The sequence below is a fragment of the Dyella sp. genome (assembly GCF_051962475.1).
Classification (GTDB): domain Bacteria; phylum Pseudomonadota; class Gammaproteobacteria; order Xanthomonadales; family Rhodanobacteraceae; genus Dyella_A.
Genome location: NZ_JBQCCF010000067.1, coordinates 1 through 15,396, shown reverse-complemented (window position 1 = coordinate 15,396; position 15,396 = coordinate 1). Strand labels below are relative to the sequence as shown.

19 protein-coding genes are annotated in these 15,396 nt (G+C 68.6%); 9 read left to right on the top strand and 10 right to left on the bottom strand.

The window, feature by feature from the left end; translation table 11 throughout:
- Nucleotides 1-68 precede the first annotated feature (68 nt).
- Both ACTHJF_RS14705 and ACTHJF_RS14700 read right to left on the bottom strand, forming a co-directional pair.
- Nucleotides 69-821 (bottom strand): anti-sigma factor family protein, encoded by a 753-nt coding sequence (locus ACTHJF_RS14705; RefSeq protein ID WP_440267777.1) that lies wholly within the window; start codon nucleotides 819-821, stop codon nucleotides 69-71.
- Nucleotides 818-1,333, bottom strand: a complete 516-nt coding sequence (locus ACTHJF_RS14700) for a sigma-70 family RNA polymerase sigma factor (RefSeq protein ID WP_440267776.1) — start codon at nucleotides 1,331-1,333, stop codon at nucleotides 818-820. The genes ACTHJF_RS14705 and ACTHJF_RS14700 overlap by 4 nt, the downstream gene beginning before the upstream one ends.
- Before the next feature lie 134 nt (nucleotides 1,334-1,467).
- Between ACTHJF_RS14700 and ACTHJF_RS14695 the strand changes: the two genes are divergently transcribed.
- Nucleotides 1,468-2,553, top strand: coding sequence for a catalase family peroxidase (locus ACTHJF_RS14695; RefSeq protein WP_440267775.1), 1,086 nt, complete (start codon nucleotides 1,468-1,470; stop codon nucleotides 2,551-2,553).
- Nucleotides 2,550-3,125, top strand: coding sequence for a cytochrome b (locus tag ACTHJF_RS14690; RefSeq protein ID WP_440267774.1), 576 nt, complete (start codon nucleotides 2,550-2,552; stop codon nucleotides 3,123-3,125). The genes ACTHJF_RS14695 and ACTHJF_RS14690 overlap by 4 nt, the downstream gene beginning before the upstream one ends.
- 282 nt (nucleotides 3,126-3,407) lie before the next feature.
- Here ACTHJF_RS14690 and ACTHJF_RS14685 read toward each other — a convergent pair whose 3' ends face one another.
- Nucleotides 3,408-3,872, bottom strand: coding sequence for a nuclear transport factor 2 family protein (locus tag ACTHJF_RS14685; protein WP_440267773.1), 465 nt, complete (start codon nucleotides 3,870-3,872; stop codon nucleotides 3,408-3,410).
- Nucleotides 3,873-4,234: 362 nt separating this feature from the next.
- Nucleotides 4,235-5,167, bottom strand: a complete 933-nt coding sequence (locus ACTHJF_RS14680) for a cupin domain-containing protein (RefSeq protein WP_440267772.1) — start codon at nucleotides 5,165-5,167, stop codon at nucleotides 4,235-4,237.
- 133 nt (nucleotides 5,168-5,300) lie between these two features.
- On the opposite strand from ACTHJF_RS14680, the gene ACTHJF_RS14675 reads away from it, so the two are divergent.
- Entirely contained in the window at nucleotides 5,301-5,837 is a 537-nt protein-coding gene (locus ACTHJF_RS14675; RefSeq protein WP_440267771.1) for a carboxymuconolactone decarboxylase family protein, read from the top strand.
- Between the two features lie 55 nt (nucleotides 5,838-5,892).
- On the opposite strand, the gene ACTHJF_RS14670 is transcribed toward ACTHJF_RS14675, so the two are convergent.
- Nucleotides 5,893-6,642 carry an SDR family oxidoreductase gene (locus ACTHJF_RS14670; protein ID WP_440267770.1) on the bottom strand — a complete coding sequence of 250 codons (750 nt, stop codon included), beginning with the start codon at nucleotides 6,640-6,642 and terminating at the stop codon, nucleotides 5,893-5,895.
- Between the two features lie 118 nt (nucleotides 6,643-6,760).
- On the opposite strand from ACTHJF_RS14670, the gene ACTHJF_RS14665 reads away from it, so the two are divergent.
- The gene (locus ACTHJF_RS14665; protein WP_440267769.1) at nucleotides 6,761-7,675 is read left to right on the top strand and encodes a LysR family transcriptional regulator; all 915 of its coding nucleotides are present in this window, start codon (nucleotides 6,761-6,763) and stop codon (nucleotides 7,673-7,675) included.
- Between the two features lie 315 nt (nucleotides 7,676-7,990).
- On the opposite strand, the gene ACTHJF_RS14660 is transcribed toward ACTHJF_RS14665, so the two are convergent.
- Nucleotides 7,991-8,785 (bottom strand): SDR family NAD(P)-dependent oxidoreductase, encoded by a 795-nt coding sequence (locus tag ACTHJF_RS14660; protein WP_440267768.1) that lies wholly within the window; start codon nucleotides 8,783-8,785, stop codon nucleotides 7,991-7,993.
- Between the two features lie 268 nt (nucleotides 8,786-9,053).
- On the opposite strand from ACTHJF_RS14660, the gene ACTHJF_RS14655 reads away from it, so the two are divergent.
- On the top strand, nucleotides 9,054-10,619 hold the full coding sequence (locus ACTHJF_RS14655) for an ankyrin repeat domain-containing protein (protein ID WP_440267767.1): 1,566 nt from the start codon (nucleotides 9,054-9,056) through the stop codon (nucleotides 10,617-10,619).
- 73 nt (nucleotides 10,620-10,692) lie between these two features.
- Here ACTHJF_RS14655 and ACTHJF_RS14650 read toward each other — a convergent pair whose 3' ends face one another.
- Nucleotides 10,693-11,001, bottom strand: a complete 309-nt coding sequence (locus ACTHJF_RS14650) for a DUF2384 domain-containing protein (RefSeq protein ID WP_440267766.1) — start codon at nucleotides 10,999-11,001, stop codon at nucleotides 10,693-10,695.
- A 34-nt stretch (nucleotides 11,002-11,035) separates the two neighbouring features.
- A complete protein-coding gene (locus ACTHJF_RS14645) occupies nucleotides 11,036-11,365 on the bottom strand; it encodes a hypothetical protein (RefSeq protein WP_440267765.1) in 330 nt (109 codons plus the stop codon).
- A 214-nt stretch (nucleotides 11,366-11,579) separates the two neighbouring features.
- On the opposite strand from ACTHJF_RS14645, the gene ACTHJF_RS14640 reads away from it, so the two are divergent.
- On the top strand, nucleotides 11,580-12,014 hold the full coding sequence (locus ACTHJF_RS14640; RefSeq protein WP_440267764.1) for a DUF6326 family protein: 435 nt from the start codon (nucleotides 11,580-11,582) through the stop codon (nucleotides 12,012-12,014).
- Nucleotides 12,015-12,039: 25 nt separating this feature from the next.
- Nucleotides 12,040-12,750, top strand: a complete 711-nt coding sequence (locus ACTHJF_RS14635; RefSeq protein ID WP_440267763.1) for a DUF4386 domain-containing protein — start codon at nucleotides 12,040-12,042, stop codon at nucleotides 12,748-12,750.
- Nucleotides 12,751-12,754: 4 nt separating this feature from the next.
- Here the strand turns inward: ACTHJF_RS14635 and ACTHJF_RS14630 are convergent, their stop codons facing one another.
- Together ACTHJF_RS14630 and ACTHJF_RS14625 are read right to left on the bottom strand one after the other, a co-directional pair.
- Nucleotides 12,755-13,660 carry an SDR family oxidoreductase gene (locus ACTHJF_RS14630; protein WP_440267762.1) on the bottom strand — a complete coding sequence of 302 codons (906 nt, stop codon included), beginning with the start codon at nucleotides 13,658-13,660 and terminating at the stop codon, nucleotides 12,755-12,757.
- Nucleotides 13,661-13,784: 124 nt separating this feature from the next.
- Complete coding sequence (locus ACTHJF_RS14625; protein WP_440267761.1) at nucleotides 13,785-14,006, bottom strand: hypothetical protein; 222 nt, start codon at nucleotides 14,004-14,006, stop codon at nucleotides 13,785-13,787.
- Between the two features lie 232 nt (nucleotides 14,007-14,238).
- Between ACTHJF_RS14625 and ACTHJF_RS14620 the strand changes: the two genes are divergently transcribed.
- Together ACTHJF_RS14620 and ku are read left to right on the top strand one after the other, a co-directional pair.
- On the top strand, nucleotides 14,239-14,418 hold the full coding sequence (locus ACTHJF_RS14620) for a hypothetical protein (RefSeq protein ID WP_440267760.1): 180 nt from the start codon (nucleotides 14,239-14,241) through the stop codon (nucleotides 14,416-14,418).
- A 321-nt stretch (nucleotides 14,419-14,739) separates the two neighbouring features.
- On the top strand, nucleotides 14,740-15,396 hold a 657-nt coding region (ku, locus tag ACTHJF_RS14615; RefSeq protein ID WP_440267759.1), incomplete at its 3' end, for a non-homologous end joining protein Ku.

Here is a 15,396-nt window from a genome sequence, read left to right as displayed (position 1 = left end):
CATCGAATGTCAGCAATCCATCGCGACCTAGACCGTTTGCGGCATGTGTCACTCCAGCCAACGCGCACTCAGATCGATTGCTGCCGCGCCTGCGCGGCCACTTGCGGGTCCACCCCGTCGTCGCGGCTGACCATGGCGTAGTTGTAGCCCTGGCCGGACCAGTACTGCGCCACCAGCCCGCCGTCGGAGCGCTGCCCGCTGGGCAGCAGGTGATTGCGCGGGCCGGGCGGGCGCACGTAGAAGCTGATCGCGTGGCCGGCGGCGTCCTGGTAGAAGACCATCGCCGCGGGGCCCTGGTCGGTGGCGAACAGCCGGCCACCGACGGCGTGGAAACCGGCGCCGCTCAAGTCCGGCAGGCGCGCGGCGTGCGCGAAGTGGGCGTCGAGCCAGGTCTGCATGTCGCCGTCGCGCTGCGGCACCACATCGGGCCGCGCGGCGTGATCCATCGCCACCAGGCGGTAGGCCTGCATCGCGTCGGCCATCGGCGCCGTGCCCGCACCGCGCAGGCCGCGCGCCTGCCAGCCGCCGAAGCCGCCCAGCCCCAGGCAGAGCATCGCCGCCGCGGCGAACGCCACGCGCTGCAGCCGGCGCTGGCGACGACGGCGGCGGATCGCCCACGGATTCAGCGCGCCGTTGTCCGGCAGCGTCTGCGTGCCGCCGATCGCCGTGCGCAGCCGATGCGCATCGCGCTGCCAGGCCTGCACCTCGCTGGCGCGTTCGGGATGGCGCGCCAGATACAGCTCCACCGCGGCACGCCGCTCGCCTTCGAGGCGGCCGTCGACGTAGGCGTGGATATCGTGTTCGCTGGGAGTCGTGGTCATTTCAGCAACCGCAGGGAAGGGGTGGGAAGTTCGCCGTCGCCGTAGCGGCGCATCGCCTGGCGCGCCCGTGACAGGCGCGACATCACGGTGCCGATCGGCACCTCCAGGATGTCCGCGACCTCCTGGTAGCTCAGGCCCTCCACCGTCACCCACAGCAACAGGCTGCGCTGCTCGGGGGTGAGGTGTTCGAACGCGGCCAGCGCGGACTGCGCCAGAAGCTCGCGCTCGGCCGACGGCCACTGCGGCTCGTCGTCCTCGCGCAGGCGACCGAGCAGCCAGGCGTAGCGTTGCGCGCGACGCCGCGTGTCGAGGAACTGGCGGTAGAGGATGCGGAAGAGCCAGGCGCGCAAATCGCCGTCGTCGCGCTTGGTGGCCCGCCTGGACAGCGCCCGTTCGAGGGTGGACTGCACCAGGTCATCGGCGCTGGACAGGTCACGGGTCAGCCACAGTGCGAAGCGCCGCAGGCGCGGCAGCAATTCGCTGAGCTGGTCATCGAACGCGTGGACGGACATGGATCGGGCCGCAGGTGGTCTCGCCATGCAGGACACCGCAAGACGGAAATTATTCCATGGTGCGGGAATAAAACCGCGCGACCGGCGTCTGGCTGGGGTTACCACCACTTCCATCGCGGCCCGGAGCCTTTCCCATGCACGATCCCCAACCGCCTTCCCGCCCCCTGCGCAACCGCGCCCGCTGGGCGCTCATCGCCGGCGCCGTCGTCGTCGCCGGTGGCGCGTTCGCTTATGTCGGCGGCTGGCTGGCGCCGCACCGCCTCACCGCGGCGCGCCTCGTCGATGAGCTGCAGCGCAACGGCGGTGGCGTGCATCCCGGCTACCGCCGCAACCACGCCAAGGGCGTGTGCGTGGCCGGCTACTTCGAGGGCAACGGCAAGGCCAGCGCGTACTCCACCGCCTCGGTGTTCGCCGTCGGCCGCACGCCGGTGGTGGGCCGCTTCGCGATTCCCGGCGGCAACCCGTACGCGCCAGACAGCAGCGTGCCGATCCGCAGCCTGGCGCTGCGCTTCAACCTGCCGAACGGCCGGCAGTGGCGCACCGGCATGAACAGCATGCCGGTGTTCCCGGTGGCCACGCCGCAAGCGTTCTACGCGCAGCAGCTCGCCAGCCAGAAAGATCCGGCCACTGGCAAACCCGATCCGGCCAAGCTCGCGGCGTTCTTTGCCGCCCATCCGGAGACAGCCGCGTTCCGTGCCTGGGCCAAGACGGCCAAGCCGTCCGCCAGCTTCGTCACCGAGAGCTACTACGGCCTGGACGCGTTCTATTTCGTCGACGCACAAGGCGAACGCCACGCGGTGCGCTGGCGCGTGATTCCCGAAGCGACCGGTGCGCAACCCGCCCCCGCCAGCGACGACTACCTGATTGGCGATCTCAGGCGACGGCTCGCCTCGGGTCCGCAGCGCTGGCACCTGCTGGTGACCCTGGCCAACCCCGGCGACCCTACCGACGACGCCACCCAAGTGTGGCCGGCTGATCGCACCACCCTCGACGCTGGCACCCTCGTGCTCACCAGCGAGCAGCCGCAGGACAGCGGCCCGTGCCGCGACATCAACTACGACCCCACCGTGCTGCCCGCCGGCATCGCTCTCTCCGACGATCCGCTGCTGAGCGCTCGCTCGGCCGCCTACGCCAGCTCCTATCTGCGCCGCACCCGCGAGGAAGCGCACGTCCCGGGCACCGCCGCGCCCACGCATGCCCAGCCGGAGGTCGCCCGATGAACACCGTCCGCACCTTCAGCCTGCCCGCACGTGTGCTGCACTGGACGATGGCCGTGCTGATTCTGGCGATGCTGTTCATCGGTGTCGGCATGGTCGCCACGGTGAGCGAAAAGCATCAGTGGCTGCTGGCGATCCACAAGCCGCTGGGGATCGCGATCCTGTTGCTGGCGATCGTGCGGCTCGTCGTGCGGCTACGAAATCCGCCGCCGCCCTTGCCCGCCGACCTGCCAGCATTGCAGAGATTCGCTGCGCACATCTCGCACTGGCTGCTGTACGCGCTGATGATCGCCATGCCGCTGATCGGCTGGGCGATGCTGTCCGCCGGCGGCTATCCGGTGATGCTCACCAGCAGCCTGCGCCTGCCGGCGATCCTGCCCGAGAACGCGTGGGCCTTCGCCTGGCTGCGCACCGCGCACGGCGTGCTCGCCTACCTGCTGTTCTTCACCTTCCTCGCGCACATGGGCGCGGCGCTGTACCACGGGCTGATCCGACGCGACGGGGTGTTGCGCAGCATGATGGGCAACCGCCCGCGCATGCCGGCCCCGACGCCGGTCGACGCCACGCCAGAGTAGTGCAGCCCTGCGCTGGCGGGTGCCAAGAGCATCGCCCGCGAGCGGGCTCCTACAAGAGCCGACGCGCGTGTGGCACCGCGTGTAGGAGCCTGCTTGCAGGCGATGCTTTTGCAGGGCTCAAAGGCGAAGGGCATCGCCCGCGAGCGGGCTCCTACAAGAGCCGACGCGCGTGCGGCGCCGCGTGTAGGAGCCTGCTTGCAGGCGATGCTTTTGGAAGGCACAAGGCGAAGGGCGTCGCCCGCGAGCGAGCTCCTACATGGGCGCTAAGTGCGCGGGCGGCGGTCAGAAACCCAGGTCGCTCAGGCCAGGGTGATCGTCGGGGCGGTGGCCTTGTGGCCAGCGGTATTTGCGGTCGCGCTCGGCGATCGGCGCGTCGTTGATGCTGGCGATGCGTAGGCGCATCAGGCCGTTCTCGTCGAACTCCCAGTTCTCGTTGCCGTAGGCGCGATACCACTGACCGCTGTCGTCGTGGAACTCGTAGGCGAAGCGCACGGCGATGCGGTTGTCGCGGAACGCCCACAGCTCCTTGATCAAGCGGTATTCCAGCTCGCGCTGCCACTTGCGGGTGAGGAAGGCTTCGATCGCCTCACGCCCTTGCAGGAACTCGGCGCGGTTGCGCCAGCGGCTGTCGGGCGTATAGGCCAGCGCCACCTTGGCCGGGTCGCGGCCGTTCCAGGCGTCTTCGGCCAGGCGCACTTTCTGTTTCGCGGTGTCTTCGGTGAACGGGGGCAGCGGCGGACGTTGCATCGCGAATCTCCTCGGGGCGGCAGGCGCAAAAGTGTGCGCGCCTGCGGAGTACCGCGCCAGCGGCGCGAGCTAGGGATGCTCTGATCAACTAAGCGCAGGCGTCACCGGCTCTGTTTGTTCGCAGGCCACAGGGGTGACGGCGAAGGCAGACTGGACGTCTGTCGAGTCGGCACACCGAAGGCCTGTGGACAAACAGAGCCGGCCCCAACAATTTGAACCTTATAGAGAAGGGGTGATGTTCCAAAGGCTGTCAGGCTGCACCGCGCGGCTTGGACAGACGGCCAGTCTGCCCGGCGCCTCGCGCCACACCCTGCCAGCCTTTGGAACATCATGCCGCCTACGCCTAGTTGATCAGAGCATCCCTAGACCTTGGTCGCAGGTGCCGGCTCGCCACTGCGCCGGCGAAACGCGGCAGGGCTGACGCCATGCACCCGCTTGAAGGTCTTGCCGAACGCGGCGCGTGAGACGTAGCCGCAGGCCTCGCCGATCCGCTCGAGCGGGCGCGGCGTCTCGCGCAGCAGGCGCGCGGCCAGATCCATGCGCAGCGCGGTGACCACGTCCATCGGCGTCATCGGCGACAACTCGGCAAAATGCCGGGCGAAGCTGGCGCGCGACATGCGGCTGACCTCAGCGAGGCGCTCCAGCGTCCATGGCTCGCCGGGCGCGGCGATCACCGCGGCCAGGGCCGACGACACCCGCTCATCCATCAGCAGGCCGAGCAGTCCCTGGCGCAGTTCGCCCTGCTCCATCAGGGTGCGCACCACCAGCGTGAACAGCGCCGCGGACAGGTTCGCGATCACCGCATCGCCACCGGGCGAGGTCTGCAGGCTCTCGCGCCGCATGGTGTGCATCAGCGCGTGCAGACCGGCGTAGTCCTCGCGCCACTGGGTCTGCAGATGCACCACTTCGGGCAATGCCTGCAACAGCAGGGCGTGGTGCTGGCCCAGCTCGAAACTGCCGCAGAGCACATCGAATTCGCTGTGCGGCGCGTCGCTCACCACCTCCACCAGCCGCCCCAGGGGGCGACGTAATTCGGCGAACGCCAGCGTCGCGCCGTCGGCATGACGCATGGTGTGCGAGGCGCCACGAGGAAACAGCACCAGGTCACCGGCCACGAACGGACGACGCTCCCGCCCCACCTCCAGCACTCCCTCGCCGGCCAGCACCACGTGATAAGGCACCCGGCCCGGCGGCGCTTGTTCCGCGGGCACCGACCACGCCCCGGCGAAGCGGCACAGCAGGTCTACCCGCCCACGCAGACCCATCGATGCCACCAACGCGCTGAGACTGTCCATCGGACACCTTGAGACGAACGAAACCAAGATCGAGACGCACGGAACACGGAGGTGGGCCGGCGATCCGTAGCATTTTCACCACCGGCAGATGCCTTCGGCAACGCCGCTTCTTTCTCTCACAGGAGTAACTGCCATGACCCGTTTGCACACCCTCGCCTATGACCAGGTCGATCAGGAAACCGCCGAGCTGTTCGGCACCATCAAGCGAAGCATCGGCAAGCTGCCGAATCTTTACGCCACGATCGGCAGCAACTCGCCGAGTGTACTGGCCCACACGCTGGGCACCGGGGCCACGCTCGCCAAGAGCTCGCTGTCCAAGCGCGAGCAGGAGGCGATCAACCTCGCCGTGAGTGAAGCGACCGGCTGTGACTACTGTGTCGCCGCCCACACCATGACCGGCAAGATGGCCGGCTACACCGTGGAGCAGACCCGCGAACTGCGCAGCGGCTCGTTCGCCGAGGACGCCCGCATCGATGCACTGGTGAAGTTTTCGCTGCACCTGGTGCAGCAGCGCGGCACGGTGGATGCCGCGGCGGTGGATGCCTTGCGTAAGAGCGGCTTCACCGACAGGCAGTTGGTGGAGATCCCGCTGGTGGTGAGCGCGATACTGTTCACCAACATGGTCAACCGCATCAACGACACCACGCTGGACTTTCCCAAGGTGGCCTGACGGCACGGTCACTTTCCACCGGAAACCGGGCGCCCATGGCGCCCGGCTCGGGTTGTCACAGCTGGCTCATGCCGCCATCGACGACGATCTCGCTGCCGACGATGAACGCCGACTCCGGCGAGGCCAGGTGCAGCACGGTGGAGGCGATCTCCTCCGGCGTACCGAAGCGGCCCAGCGGCACCTGCGCCTGGATCTGCGCGGCGGTGGCTTCCAGCGTGGTCTGGTCGAGGCCCAGCTTGCCGTACAGCGGCGTGGACACCGGCCCCGGACTCACCACGTTCACCCGCACGCCCCGCGGCAGAAGCTCGGCTGAGAGCGTCTTGGCCAGGGTGATCAATGCCGCCTTGCTCGCCGCATACACCGAGGAGTTGGGCATACCGATGTGGGCGTTGATCGAGCCGTTGATGACGATCGAGGCGCCACTGTTGATCTGCGGCAGCAGCGCCTGCAGCTGAAAGTAGGCGCCCTTCACATTGGTGTCGAACACCTGATCCCACAGCGCCTCGTCCACCGCCTCGAACGGGGCGAACTTCGCGCTGCCGGCGTTGATGAACACGCCGTCGAGCCGGATCGATTGCGCGGCCAGATCGCTGGTCAGCTGACGGGCCTGGGCCAGCGAACCGGCGTCGTTGCGCAGCGCGATGGCCTTGCCGCCGAGTTGCGAAAGTGCCGCCGCGAGCGCCGTCGCATCGCGGCCGGTGATCACCACGCGCGCGCCTTCGGCGGCAAAGGCCTTGGCCGCGGCCAGGCCGATGCCGCTGCTGCCGCCGGTGACGAGGATGGATTTGTTGGCAAAACGGTTCATGACGAACTCCTTGGATGGGTTGACGTTCGGAAGAGGTTTTGAACGTGAGCCCATGCTGCGCCGTCACCTGCGCCATGCCGTACCATCGAATCGACGAACTCGTTCGAAGAGGTTGCACATGTTGTCCGAGGACGAACTGGCCCTGCTGGAGGCCATCCGCGAGACCGGCAGCCTCTCGCGTGCCGCCGCGCGGCTGGGACGCGCGCCATCCACCGTGTCGCACGCCGCACGCCAGCTGGAGGCGCGCTTCGACGCGCTGCTGTTCGACCGCCGCCGCTATCGCATGCAACTCACCCCGGCCGGCCACCTGCTGGCGCAGGAAGCCGCGCGGGTGATGCACGACGTGGCGCGCCTCACCCGCCGCGTGAAGCAGGTCGCCGGCGGCTGGGAAGACCGCCTGCACATCGTCACCGACGAAGTGCTGGAGTTCGACACGCTGCTGCCGGTGATCCGCGCGTTCGACAAGCTCGAATCGGGCGTGAGCCTGCGCATCACCCACGAAGTGCTGGGTGGCACCTGGGAGGCGCTACGCGAAGGCCGCGCCGATGTCATCGTGGGCGCCACCAACGAGCCGCCGGCGATCGCGCAGCTGCGCTGGTTCGAGCTCGGCCACATGGACTGGGTGTTCGCCGTGTCGCCGCGACATCCACTGGCCAAGGCCGCCGAGCCGCTGACGCAGGATTCGGTAAGCGCGCACCGCTCAATCGTGGTGGCCGATTCGGCGCGCAGCGCGAGCCGCGGCTATGGCGTGGTCGGCGGCCAGGCGACGCTGGCGGTGCCGAGCATGCGCGCGAAGATCCTCGCCCAGTGCGACGGCCTGGGCGTGGGCTGGCTGCCACGCCACCGCGCATCGGTCTTACTCAAGAGCGGTGAGCTGGTGGAAAAGGCGATGGCCGATCCGCGCGAACCGAATGTGCTCTATGCCGCGTGGCGCGGTGATCATGATGGTCGCGCGCTAGCCTGGTGGCTGGAGCAGATCCGTCAGCCGCGGCTGGCCAGGCGGTTGATCGATGGAGTGCCGGTGGTTGGTTAACGCCGCTCAACCACTCCCCGCCAGCGGTGGCCAGTCGTCTGCAACGTTTGCTCAAGGGAAAGCAAATGCTTTCGAGCGCCTTCGGCGCCCGAGTCACTTTCTCTTGGGTCGCCACGCAAAGAGAAGTGACTCGCCCTCCGCAGGAGGACGAAACGCTCTTGGCTCTTGATCTGCTCCTAGCCACAAGATCCAAATCACATTGGATTCCCGCGTTCGCGGGAATGACGACAACGAGGCATCCGGCAAAGATGACCCTCATCCTCGGAGGGGAAAGAAGGCAGCAGAGCGCAACCGAATGGAACTCCGAGCACCCGCTCAAACTATCGACCGCACCACCCCTCCATCCACCCGCACCGCCGCCCCCGTCGTCGCCGACGCCTGCTCGGAGGCGAGATACACCGACAGGCTCGACACCTCCTCCACTGTCGCCAGGCGTTTGATCAACGAACTCGGGCGCTCGGTGGCGATGAACTCGCGCTCCACCTGCTCGGCCGGCACGCCGCGGCCGGCAGCGATCTTGGCGATGAACTCGTTGACGCCTTCGGAGCGGGTCGGGCCGGGCAGGATCGCGTTGACCGTCACGCCGGTGCCGGCCAGCGTTTCGGCCAGGCCGCGCGACACGGCCAGCTGCGCCGTCTTGCTCATGCCGTAGTGGACCATCTCCACCGGAATCTGCACGCCCGATTCGCTCGAGATGAACTGGATGCGCCCCCAGCCGCGCTGTGCCATACCCTGCGCGTAATGCCGTGCGAGGCGCACGCCGCTCAGCACGTTCACCTCGAAGAAGCGCTGCCAGTCCTCGTCCGGAATCTCGAAGAACGGCTTCGGCTCGAAGATGCCCAGGTTGTTCACCAGGATGTCCACCTCGGGCATCACCGCGATCAGCTGCGCGGCGCCCGCGGCGGTGCCCAGGTCGGCAGCTACGCCAGTGAGCTTCGCCTGCGGCACGGCCTGGCGGATCGTCGCGAGGGCCTCGTCCACGCGCGCCTGCGTACGGCCGTTGACGACGACGTGAGCACCGGCGCCGGCCAGGCCCTGCGCGATGGCCAGCCCGATGCCGGCGGTGGAGCCGCTGACGATGGCGGTGCGGGAGGAAAGATCGATATGCATGAGGAGGTCCTTTCAGGAAGTGGGTGAGGTCACCGCGTCTGGACTGCGCCGGGCACCGGACATGCCCGAGAGTGACGAAACTGGGTACCGCCGTGGCGCTTTCAAGCGCGCCTGCGCCGCTGCCGCCTTTGCTATGCTCCCGCCCCGGCGTTGCAAGCCGCCACCGGGTCCGCGGAAAGGGTTCAACCCACTTGTCGAACGCTCGCCACCACCAACCTTTGTGCAGCCGGGATTGCGGACCTTCGGCACCTATTGCATGGAGGTTGTCATGAACGAGCTTCCCGCCCGTCCGCACCTGGGTCACCTGAAGAAGCAGGCCAAGTCCCTGCTCGACAGCGTGCGCCATCGCGATGCCGACGCACTTGAACGTATGCGCCGCGCCTTGCCCGCCGCGTCTGGCCTCGACCACGCCGTCATCGCCGCGAGGGAGTGGCGCCTGCACGATGCGCAATCGTGCGTGGCGCGCGAATACGGCTTCGAATCCTGGACACAACTGAAGGATTACGTCGCCCTGCAGGCCGCTTTGGCCGACACCGCCGCACGTCGACAGCAATGGCAACGCTGGGCCTTCGGGAACGGCTACCAGCCGGCGAAGCCGCGTCTGGCCGAACGCCTGCTGCGCGAGCATCCGCAGTTGCTGGAGGGCGATCCGGTACTGGCCTGCGCGATCGGCGATGTCGCCACGGTGCAGGCAGCGATTGCCGCCGATCCCACCTGGGCGAACACCGCGCGCGCCGGCAACGGCATGGCGCCGTTGGTTTGCGCCACGTTCTCTGCGCTGGTTTCGCTGCCGGCCTTCGCCGCCGGCATCCGCACCTGCGTCGACCGCCTGCTCGCGGCCGGCGCCGATCCGAACGTGCGCTGGCATGACCCACAGTTGCCCAACGATCCGCTCAGCGCGCTGTACGGCGCCGCGGGACGCAACCACGACGTGGCGATCACCCGGCGCCTGTTGCAGGCAGGCGCCGACCCCAATGACAACGAGTCGCTGTACCACGCCGCCGAGCTCGCCGACCCCAGCCTGGTAGGCCTGCTGCTGGAGGCCGGTGCGCGCGTCACCGGCAGCAACGCGCTGTTCCGTGCGCTCGATGGCGAACTGCCCGATACGGTGCGTCTGATGCTCGCCCAAGGCGGCGACCCGAACGAACCTGGGCCGGGCGGCTGTCCGCTGCTGCACGCGATCCGACGCCGGCGCTCGCCCGAGGTGATCGGCCTGCTGCTCGATGCCGGCGCCGATCCCTCGGTGCGCAACGCGCACGGCGTCAGCGCGCTGCGGTTCGCCCGCTCCCTGGGGCTCGACGCCGTGGCCGAACGGCTGCTCCAGGCCGGTGCCGCACCGGAGACCCCGAGCCCCTCCGACACCCTGCTCGCCGCCTGCGCCCGGGCCGACCGCGCCACGGTCCGGCGCCTGCTGGACGAGGCGGCCGGCATGATCGGCCAGCTGCACCCGGCCGAACTGCGCCTGCTGCCGGAACTGGCCGCCACCGGCCAGGACGAAGCGGTGCGGGTGATGGTGGAAGCGGGCTGGCCCATCGCCAGCCGCGGCGGCGACATCGACGGCAGCGCGCTGAACTGGGCCGTGTTCCGCGGCAACGCATCGCTCGCCCGCTTCCTGCTCGCCCACGGCGCGCACTACGACGAACGCCACGGCTACAACGACAACGTCTACGGCACGCTCAGCTTCGCCTCCAACGCCGAAACCACGCCAGGCGGTGACTGGCTGGCCTGCGCCCAGGCGCTGATCGATGCCGGCTCGCCCGTGCCCGAAAAGCGCTACGCGTTTCCCGAGGAGATCGCCGCGTACTTCGATGGGTTGCGCGACACGAGCACCTGAGCAAAGCAGAGGGCGATGGCGGAGCTCGGCGTGATCGCCGGGCTCCGCTCGCGCAGCGCCGGAAGCGCCCGCGTCAGCCCAAACGTGCTGTCAGAGGCGACGCTGCGTCACCGTCGTCACTGCCAAGCACGCGATCCCACACGCGGTCGATCTCGCCATCGGCCAGCGCTTCGTAGGCGGAGCGCCCGCCGAAGGCGCGCTGGTGCATGCCCATCCAGCGGGTGGCGCGCTGGCGGTCACCCAGGTGCTGGGTGAGCAGCACAGCCAGGGTGGCGTCCTGGCGTTCCAGCGTGGCGAAGGCAGCGAGCATCGCCGCCTCGCGCTGGGCGGCGAGGTGGGCGAGCTCTTCGGCGATGGAACGGAATCGATGCTGTGGCGTCACGGGCGCTACCTCGTTCGGTGAGGGCGACGACGGCTCAGCCGCGCGCGCCGTCGCGGATCGCTTGCAGGAAGGCGATGACCACCGGCGCGCGCCCCATCGCCACCAGCTGTTCGGCGGTGACCTGGCCGAGCTCGGCGATGCGCGTGTGGCGGTACCAGTCCATCACCCACTCGGGCTCGGGCTCCAGCCTCGCGGCCACGCGCAGCACGGCCAGCGCGGCGGGAATGGTGCGCACCATGGTGCTGTAGCCGTACTCGCCGAGCGGGGCGATCGGCTCGTCACGGGGATCGTCGCCGTGCACTTCGAGCAGCCAGGCGCGCAGCGCGCGGGGCGATACGGGGTGGATCGGATAGGCGACGGCCATGGACAACCTCCCTTCCGGCGAGGGTTCACCATAGGCCGCAGGCGCAGGTGGCACTTGTATGTTTTTGCTCGGTGTACGCCCGAGCGGCTGCATCCGCGGCGGTCCTGCCGAGCCGGCCCGCCGCGCGTGACCTCCGCCACATCCCGCCCGGCAGGCGCAGGCACTAGGCTGGCGCCCCGGCAGCATCCACGGCACCTGCAAGGACACGGCACGCATGGCCAAGGCAAGCATCCCGCTGGACGACCCGAAGATCAACGTGAAGCTCAGGCTTTCCGGGCTGTGGGCATCGCTGATGTTCTGCTACGTCTACGGCGACTACTTCGGCCTGTACGTGCCGGGCAAGCTGTCCGGCATGCTCGCCGGCCGCATGGCACCGCTGGGCGCAGTCACCCCGAACGTGCTGCTGGGCACCTCGGCGATGATGGCCGTGCCGGCGCTGATGGTGTGCCTGGCCCTGCTCCTGCCGGCGGCCATCAACCGCTGGATAAACGGACTGCTGGGGCTGGCCTACGCCGCGATCCTGCTGATGACGATGCCCGGCGCGTGGTCGTTCTACGTGTTCTTCGGCGTGATCGAGATCGCGCTCTCGCTGACCATCGTGTGGACGGCGTGGCGCTGGCCGCGCCGCGCCTGCCTCGTCGAAAACTGACCGCGCCAGCCGCCCGAGGGACGCCATGCTCATCGACAACAGCCAGCTCAATGCCAGGCGTCACGCCCGCCTGGCTGGCGCGATCTACCTGCTGAACGTGCTTACCGGCATCTTTGCGCTGGGCTACGTGCCGGCCCAGACGGGCGGCCACGGCGATGCGGCGACCACCGTGCAGAACATCACCGCGCATGAAGCGCTGTTCCGCGCCGGCATCGTCGCCGGGGCGATCTGCTACCTCGCCTTTCTGCTGCTGCCGCTGGTGCTGTATCGGCTGCTGGGTGCCACGCATCGCGTGGCCGGCGTGGCGATGGTGGCGTTGGCTACGGCCAGCGTGCCGATCGGTTTCGTCACCCTGGGCCACAAACTGGACGTGCTCACCCTGCTCGGCCACGCAGCGTGGCTGCAGCCGCTCAGCGCCACCCAGATACACACGCAGGTGATGCTGCAGCTCGACGCCTACGGCAACGGCTTGCTGCTTGCGCAGGTGTTCTGGGGCCTGTGGCTGCTGCCGTTCGGCTGGCTGGTGATCCGCGGACGTCAGCTGCCGCGGCTGCTCGGCTACCTGCTGGTGCTCGGCGGCCTCTCCTACGTGCTGGACTTCGCCGCGCAGCTGCTCGTGCCCGGCTACAGCGATACCGCCTTCGCCAGCTACGTGACGACGCCCGCGGCGCTCGGTGAAATCGGCACCTGCCTGTGGCTGCTGATCGTCGGCGCCCGGCCGGCCGCCACGGCATAGCGCCTCACGACGAGGAGTGACCGCCGGTGACGCCGTAGACCTCGGCCGTCACGAAGCTCGCCGCCTGCGAAGCCAGCAGCACGTACGCCGGCGCCACTTCCACCGGCTGCCCCGGGCGACCCAGCGGCACGTTGGCGCCGAACGTCTCAACCTTCTCCTGCGGTTGTCCGCCGGAGGGCTGCAGCGGCGTCCAGATCGGCCCGGGCGCGACGGCGTTGACGCGGATCCCGTCCTTGGCCACCTGCTTGGCCAGCGCCTTGGTGAAGGCGACGATGGCTGCTTTGGTGGGCGCGTAGTCGGCCAGAATCGCCGAGGGATCGTAGGACTGGATCGACGCGGTATTGATGATCGACGCACCGGGCGGCAGATACTCCAGCGCTGCCTTGCAGATCCAGAACATGGCGTAGACGTTGGTCTTGAACGTGGCGTCGAACTGCTCGGTGGTGATGTCGCGGATGCTTTCCTGCCACGCCTGCTTGCCGGCGACGTTCACCACCAGGTCCAGGCCCCCCATGTGTCGCTGCGCCTCGTCCACCAGGTGCTGACAGAATGCCTCGTCGGTGAGGTCACCCGGCACGGCATGCACGTCGACTCCGGCGGCGCGGGCCAGCTCGATGACCTCGTCGGCATCCTCCTGCTCCTGCGGCAGGTAGTTCAACGTGACGGCGGCTCCCTCGCGCGCGAAGGCGATCGCCACCGCGCGGCCGATGCCGGAATCGGCGCCGGTGATCAGGGCCTTGCGACCGGCCAGCTTGCCGGTGCCGACATAACTTTCCTCGCCGTGATCGGGTCGGGGCGCCATCTCGCGAGCCAGTCCCGGAGCCGGCTGCGGCTGGCGCTGGAACGGCGGACGCGGGTACTGCTTGGTCGGGTCCTGCAGCGCGGGATGGAGCGGATGATCGTGCGCCATGGCGTTCTCCTGGGCAGTGGACAAACAGACAGCTCGCGGTGCCGGGCGGCAGCACGCAACAGGTAACCGATGGACCGGCAGGTGCCGCGCGACATGCGCGTCGGCGCGGCGCCCCTTGCGAAAGTCAGCTCCCGCGCACAGGCCCCTCGCCGCCGGCCCGCGACGGCGTGGCGGCGCACGCATCGTGGCCACAGGCGCATAGCTTGGCGCGGTGTACCGCCGCATGGTCGTGCTTGGCCTCGAACTCGACCTGCTGCTGGCAACGGTCCGAGCAGTACAGCGAGGGCGGCGTGACGCGGCAGCTGCACGCGGCATGCCCACAGGTGTAGTGGTGATCTTTGATCATGGTGGGATTCGACGGAGGCGGCGCTGCAGGCTGCCAACCGGCACGTTGCGGGCACGTGCAGGCAACGTATCCACCCACCGACGATGCATTCACCCCGCTCTCGCGCGAGCAACTGCGGCATCAGACATTGCGAGACATTGCGCGCGCGTTTGCACCGATTCAGCCACCGCGCATGTTTCGTTGACGGGCGCCGGTCTAGCCTGCGCCGAGGTCCACAACCCGCAGGTGCGCCATGAACTCTCACGACCGCAAGGACAACCGCAAGCCGGACAAGCCCGTCTCGCCCGAGTCGGACGAGCAGCGCCGCACGCGCAAATCGCACGAGAGCGAGAACCAGGACGAAGCGCTGGAAGAGACGTTCCCGGCCAGCGATCCGGTGTCGCCGTTCATCCCGGCCAAGTTGCCGGAGTAATCCCCATGCACGCTGCACGGGTCCGCGTACCGGTGCCGGAGCGAGGCCGGGCAGGGTCCGCCTCGCCCGGCCATCGGCAAAGGCGCGTAGACAACCCGCCCGTCTGCACTTGCAGCGCCGTCTGTGCGCATGAGCGTTGCCACGGACGAGGTGGCTGCGAAGCGTGCGCGCTTGCCTGGCTGATCGATCAGGACGACCGCGCGCCATGGAACGAGCGCGGCCAGCTGGTGGCGCCGAAGAACCTGCCCGCCAGCGCGCGCACCGTGCACGATCCTCGCCAGCTCAGCCTGCGTTTCGAACGCAGCGCACCGGAGAAGCATCATGGCTAGACCCATCTGGACCGGCACGCTGTCGTTCGGCCTGCTCAACGTGCCGGTATCCTTGATGTCCGGCGAGCGCAGCGTCGACCTGCACTTCCGCATGCTCGACAGCCGCAGCAACACGCCCATCCGCTACGAACGCGTCAACGCGGAGACCGGCGACGAGGTGCCCTGGAAGGACATCGTCAAGGCCTTCGAATACAAGAAGGGCAGCTACGTCGTGCTCGATCCGGACGACATCAAGGCGGCCTCCGCGGAAGGGCGCGAGGCGGTGGAGGTGGAAGCCTTCGTCGACGCCGCCTCCATTGGCCCGGAGTACTTCGAGAAGCCGTATGTGCTGGTGCCGGGCAAGAAGGCGGAAAAGGGCTACGTGCTGTTGCGCGAGACGCTCAAGCGGACCGGCAAGATCGGCATCGCCCGGGTGGTGATCCGCACGCGCGAATACCTGTGCGCGGTGATGCCGCAGGACGAGGCGCTGATGCTGATCCTGCTGCGCTTCCCGCAAGAGCTGGTGAGTGAGGAGGAGTACGCGCTGCCGGACAAGGCGATCTCGGACTACCGCATCAGCGACCGCGAGCTGGAGATGGCCGGTGAACTGATCGAGTCGATGTCCGGCAAGTTCGAGCCGGAGAACTACCGCGACGAGTTCCGCGCCCGG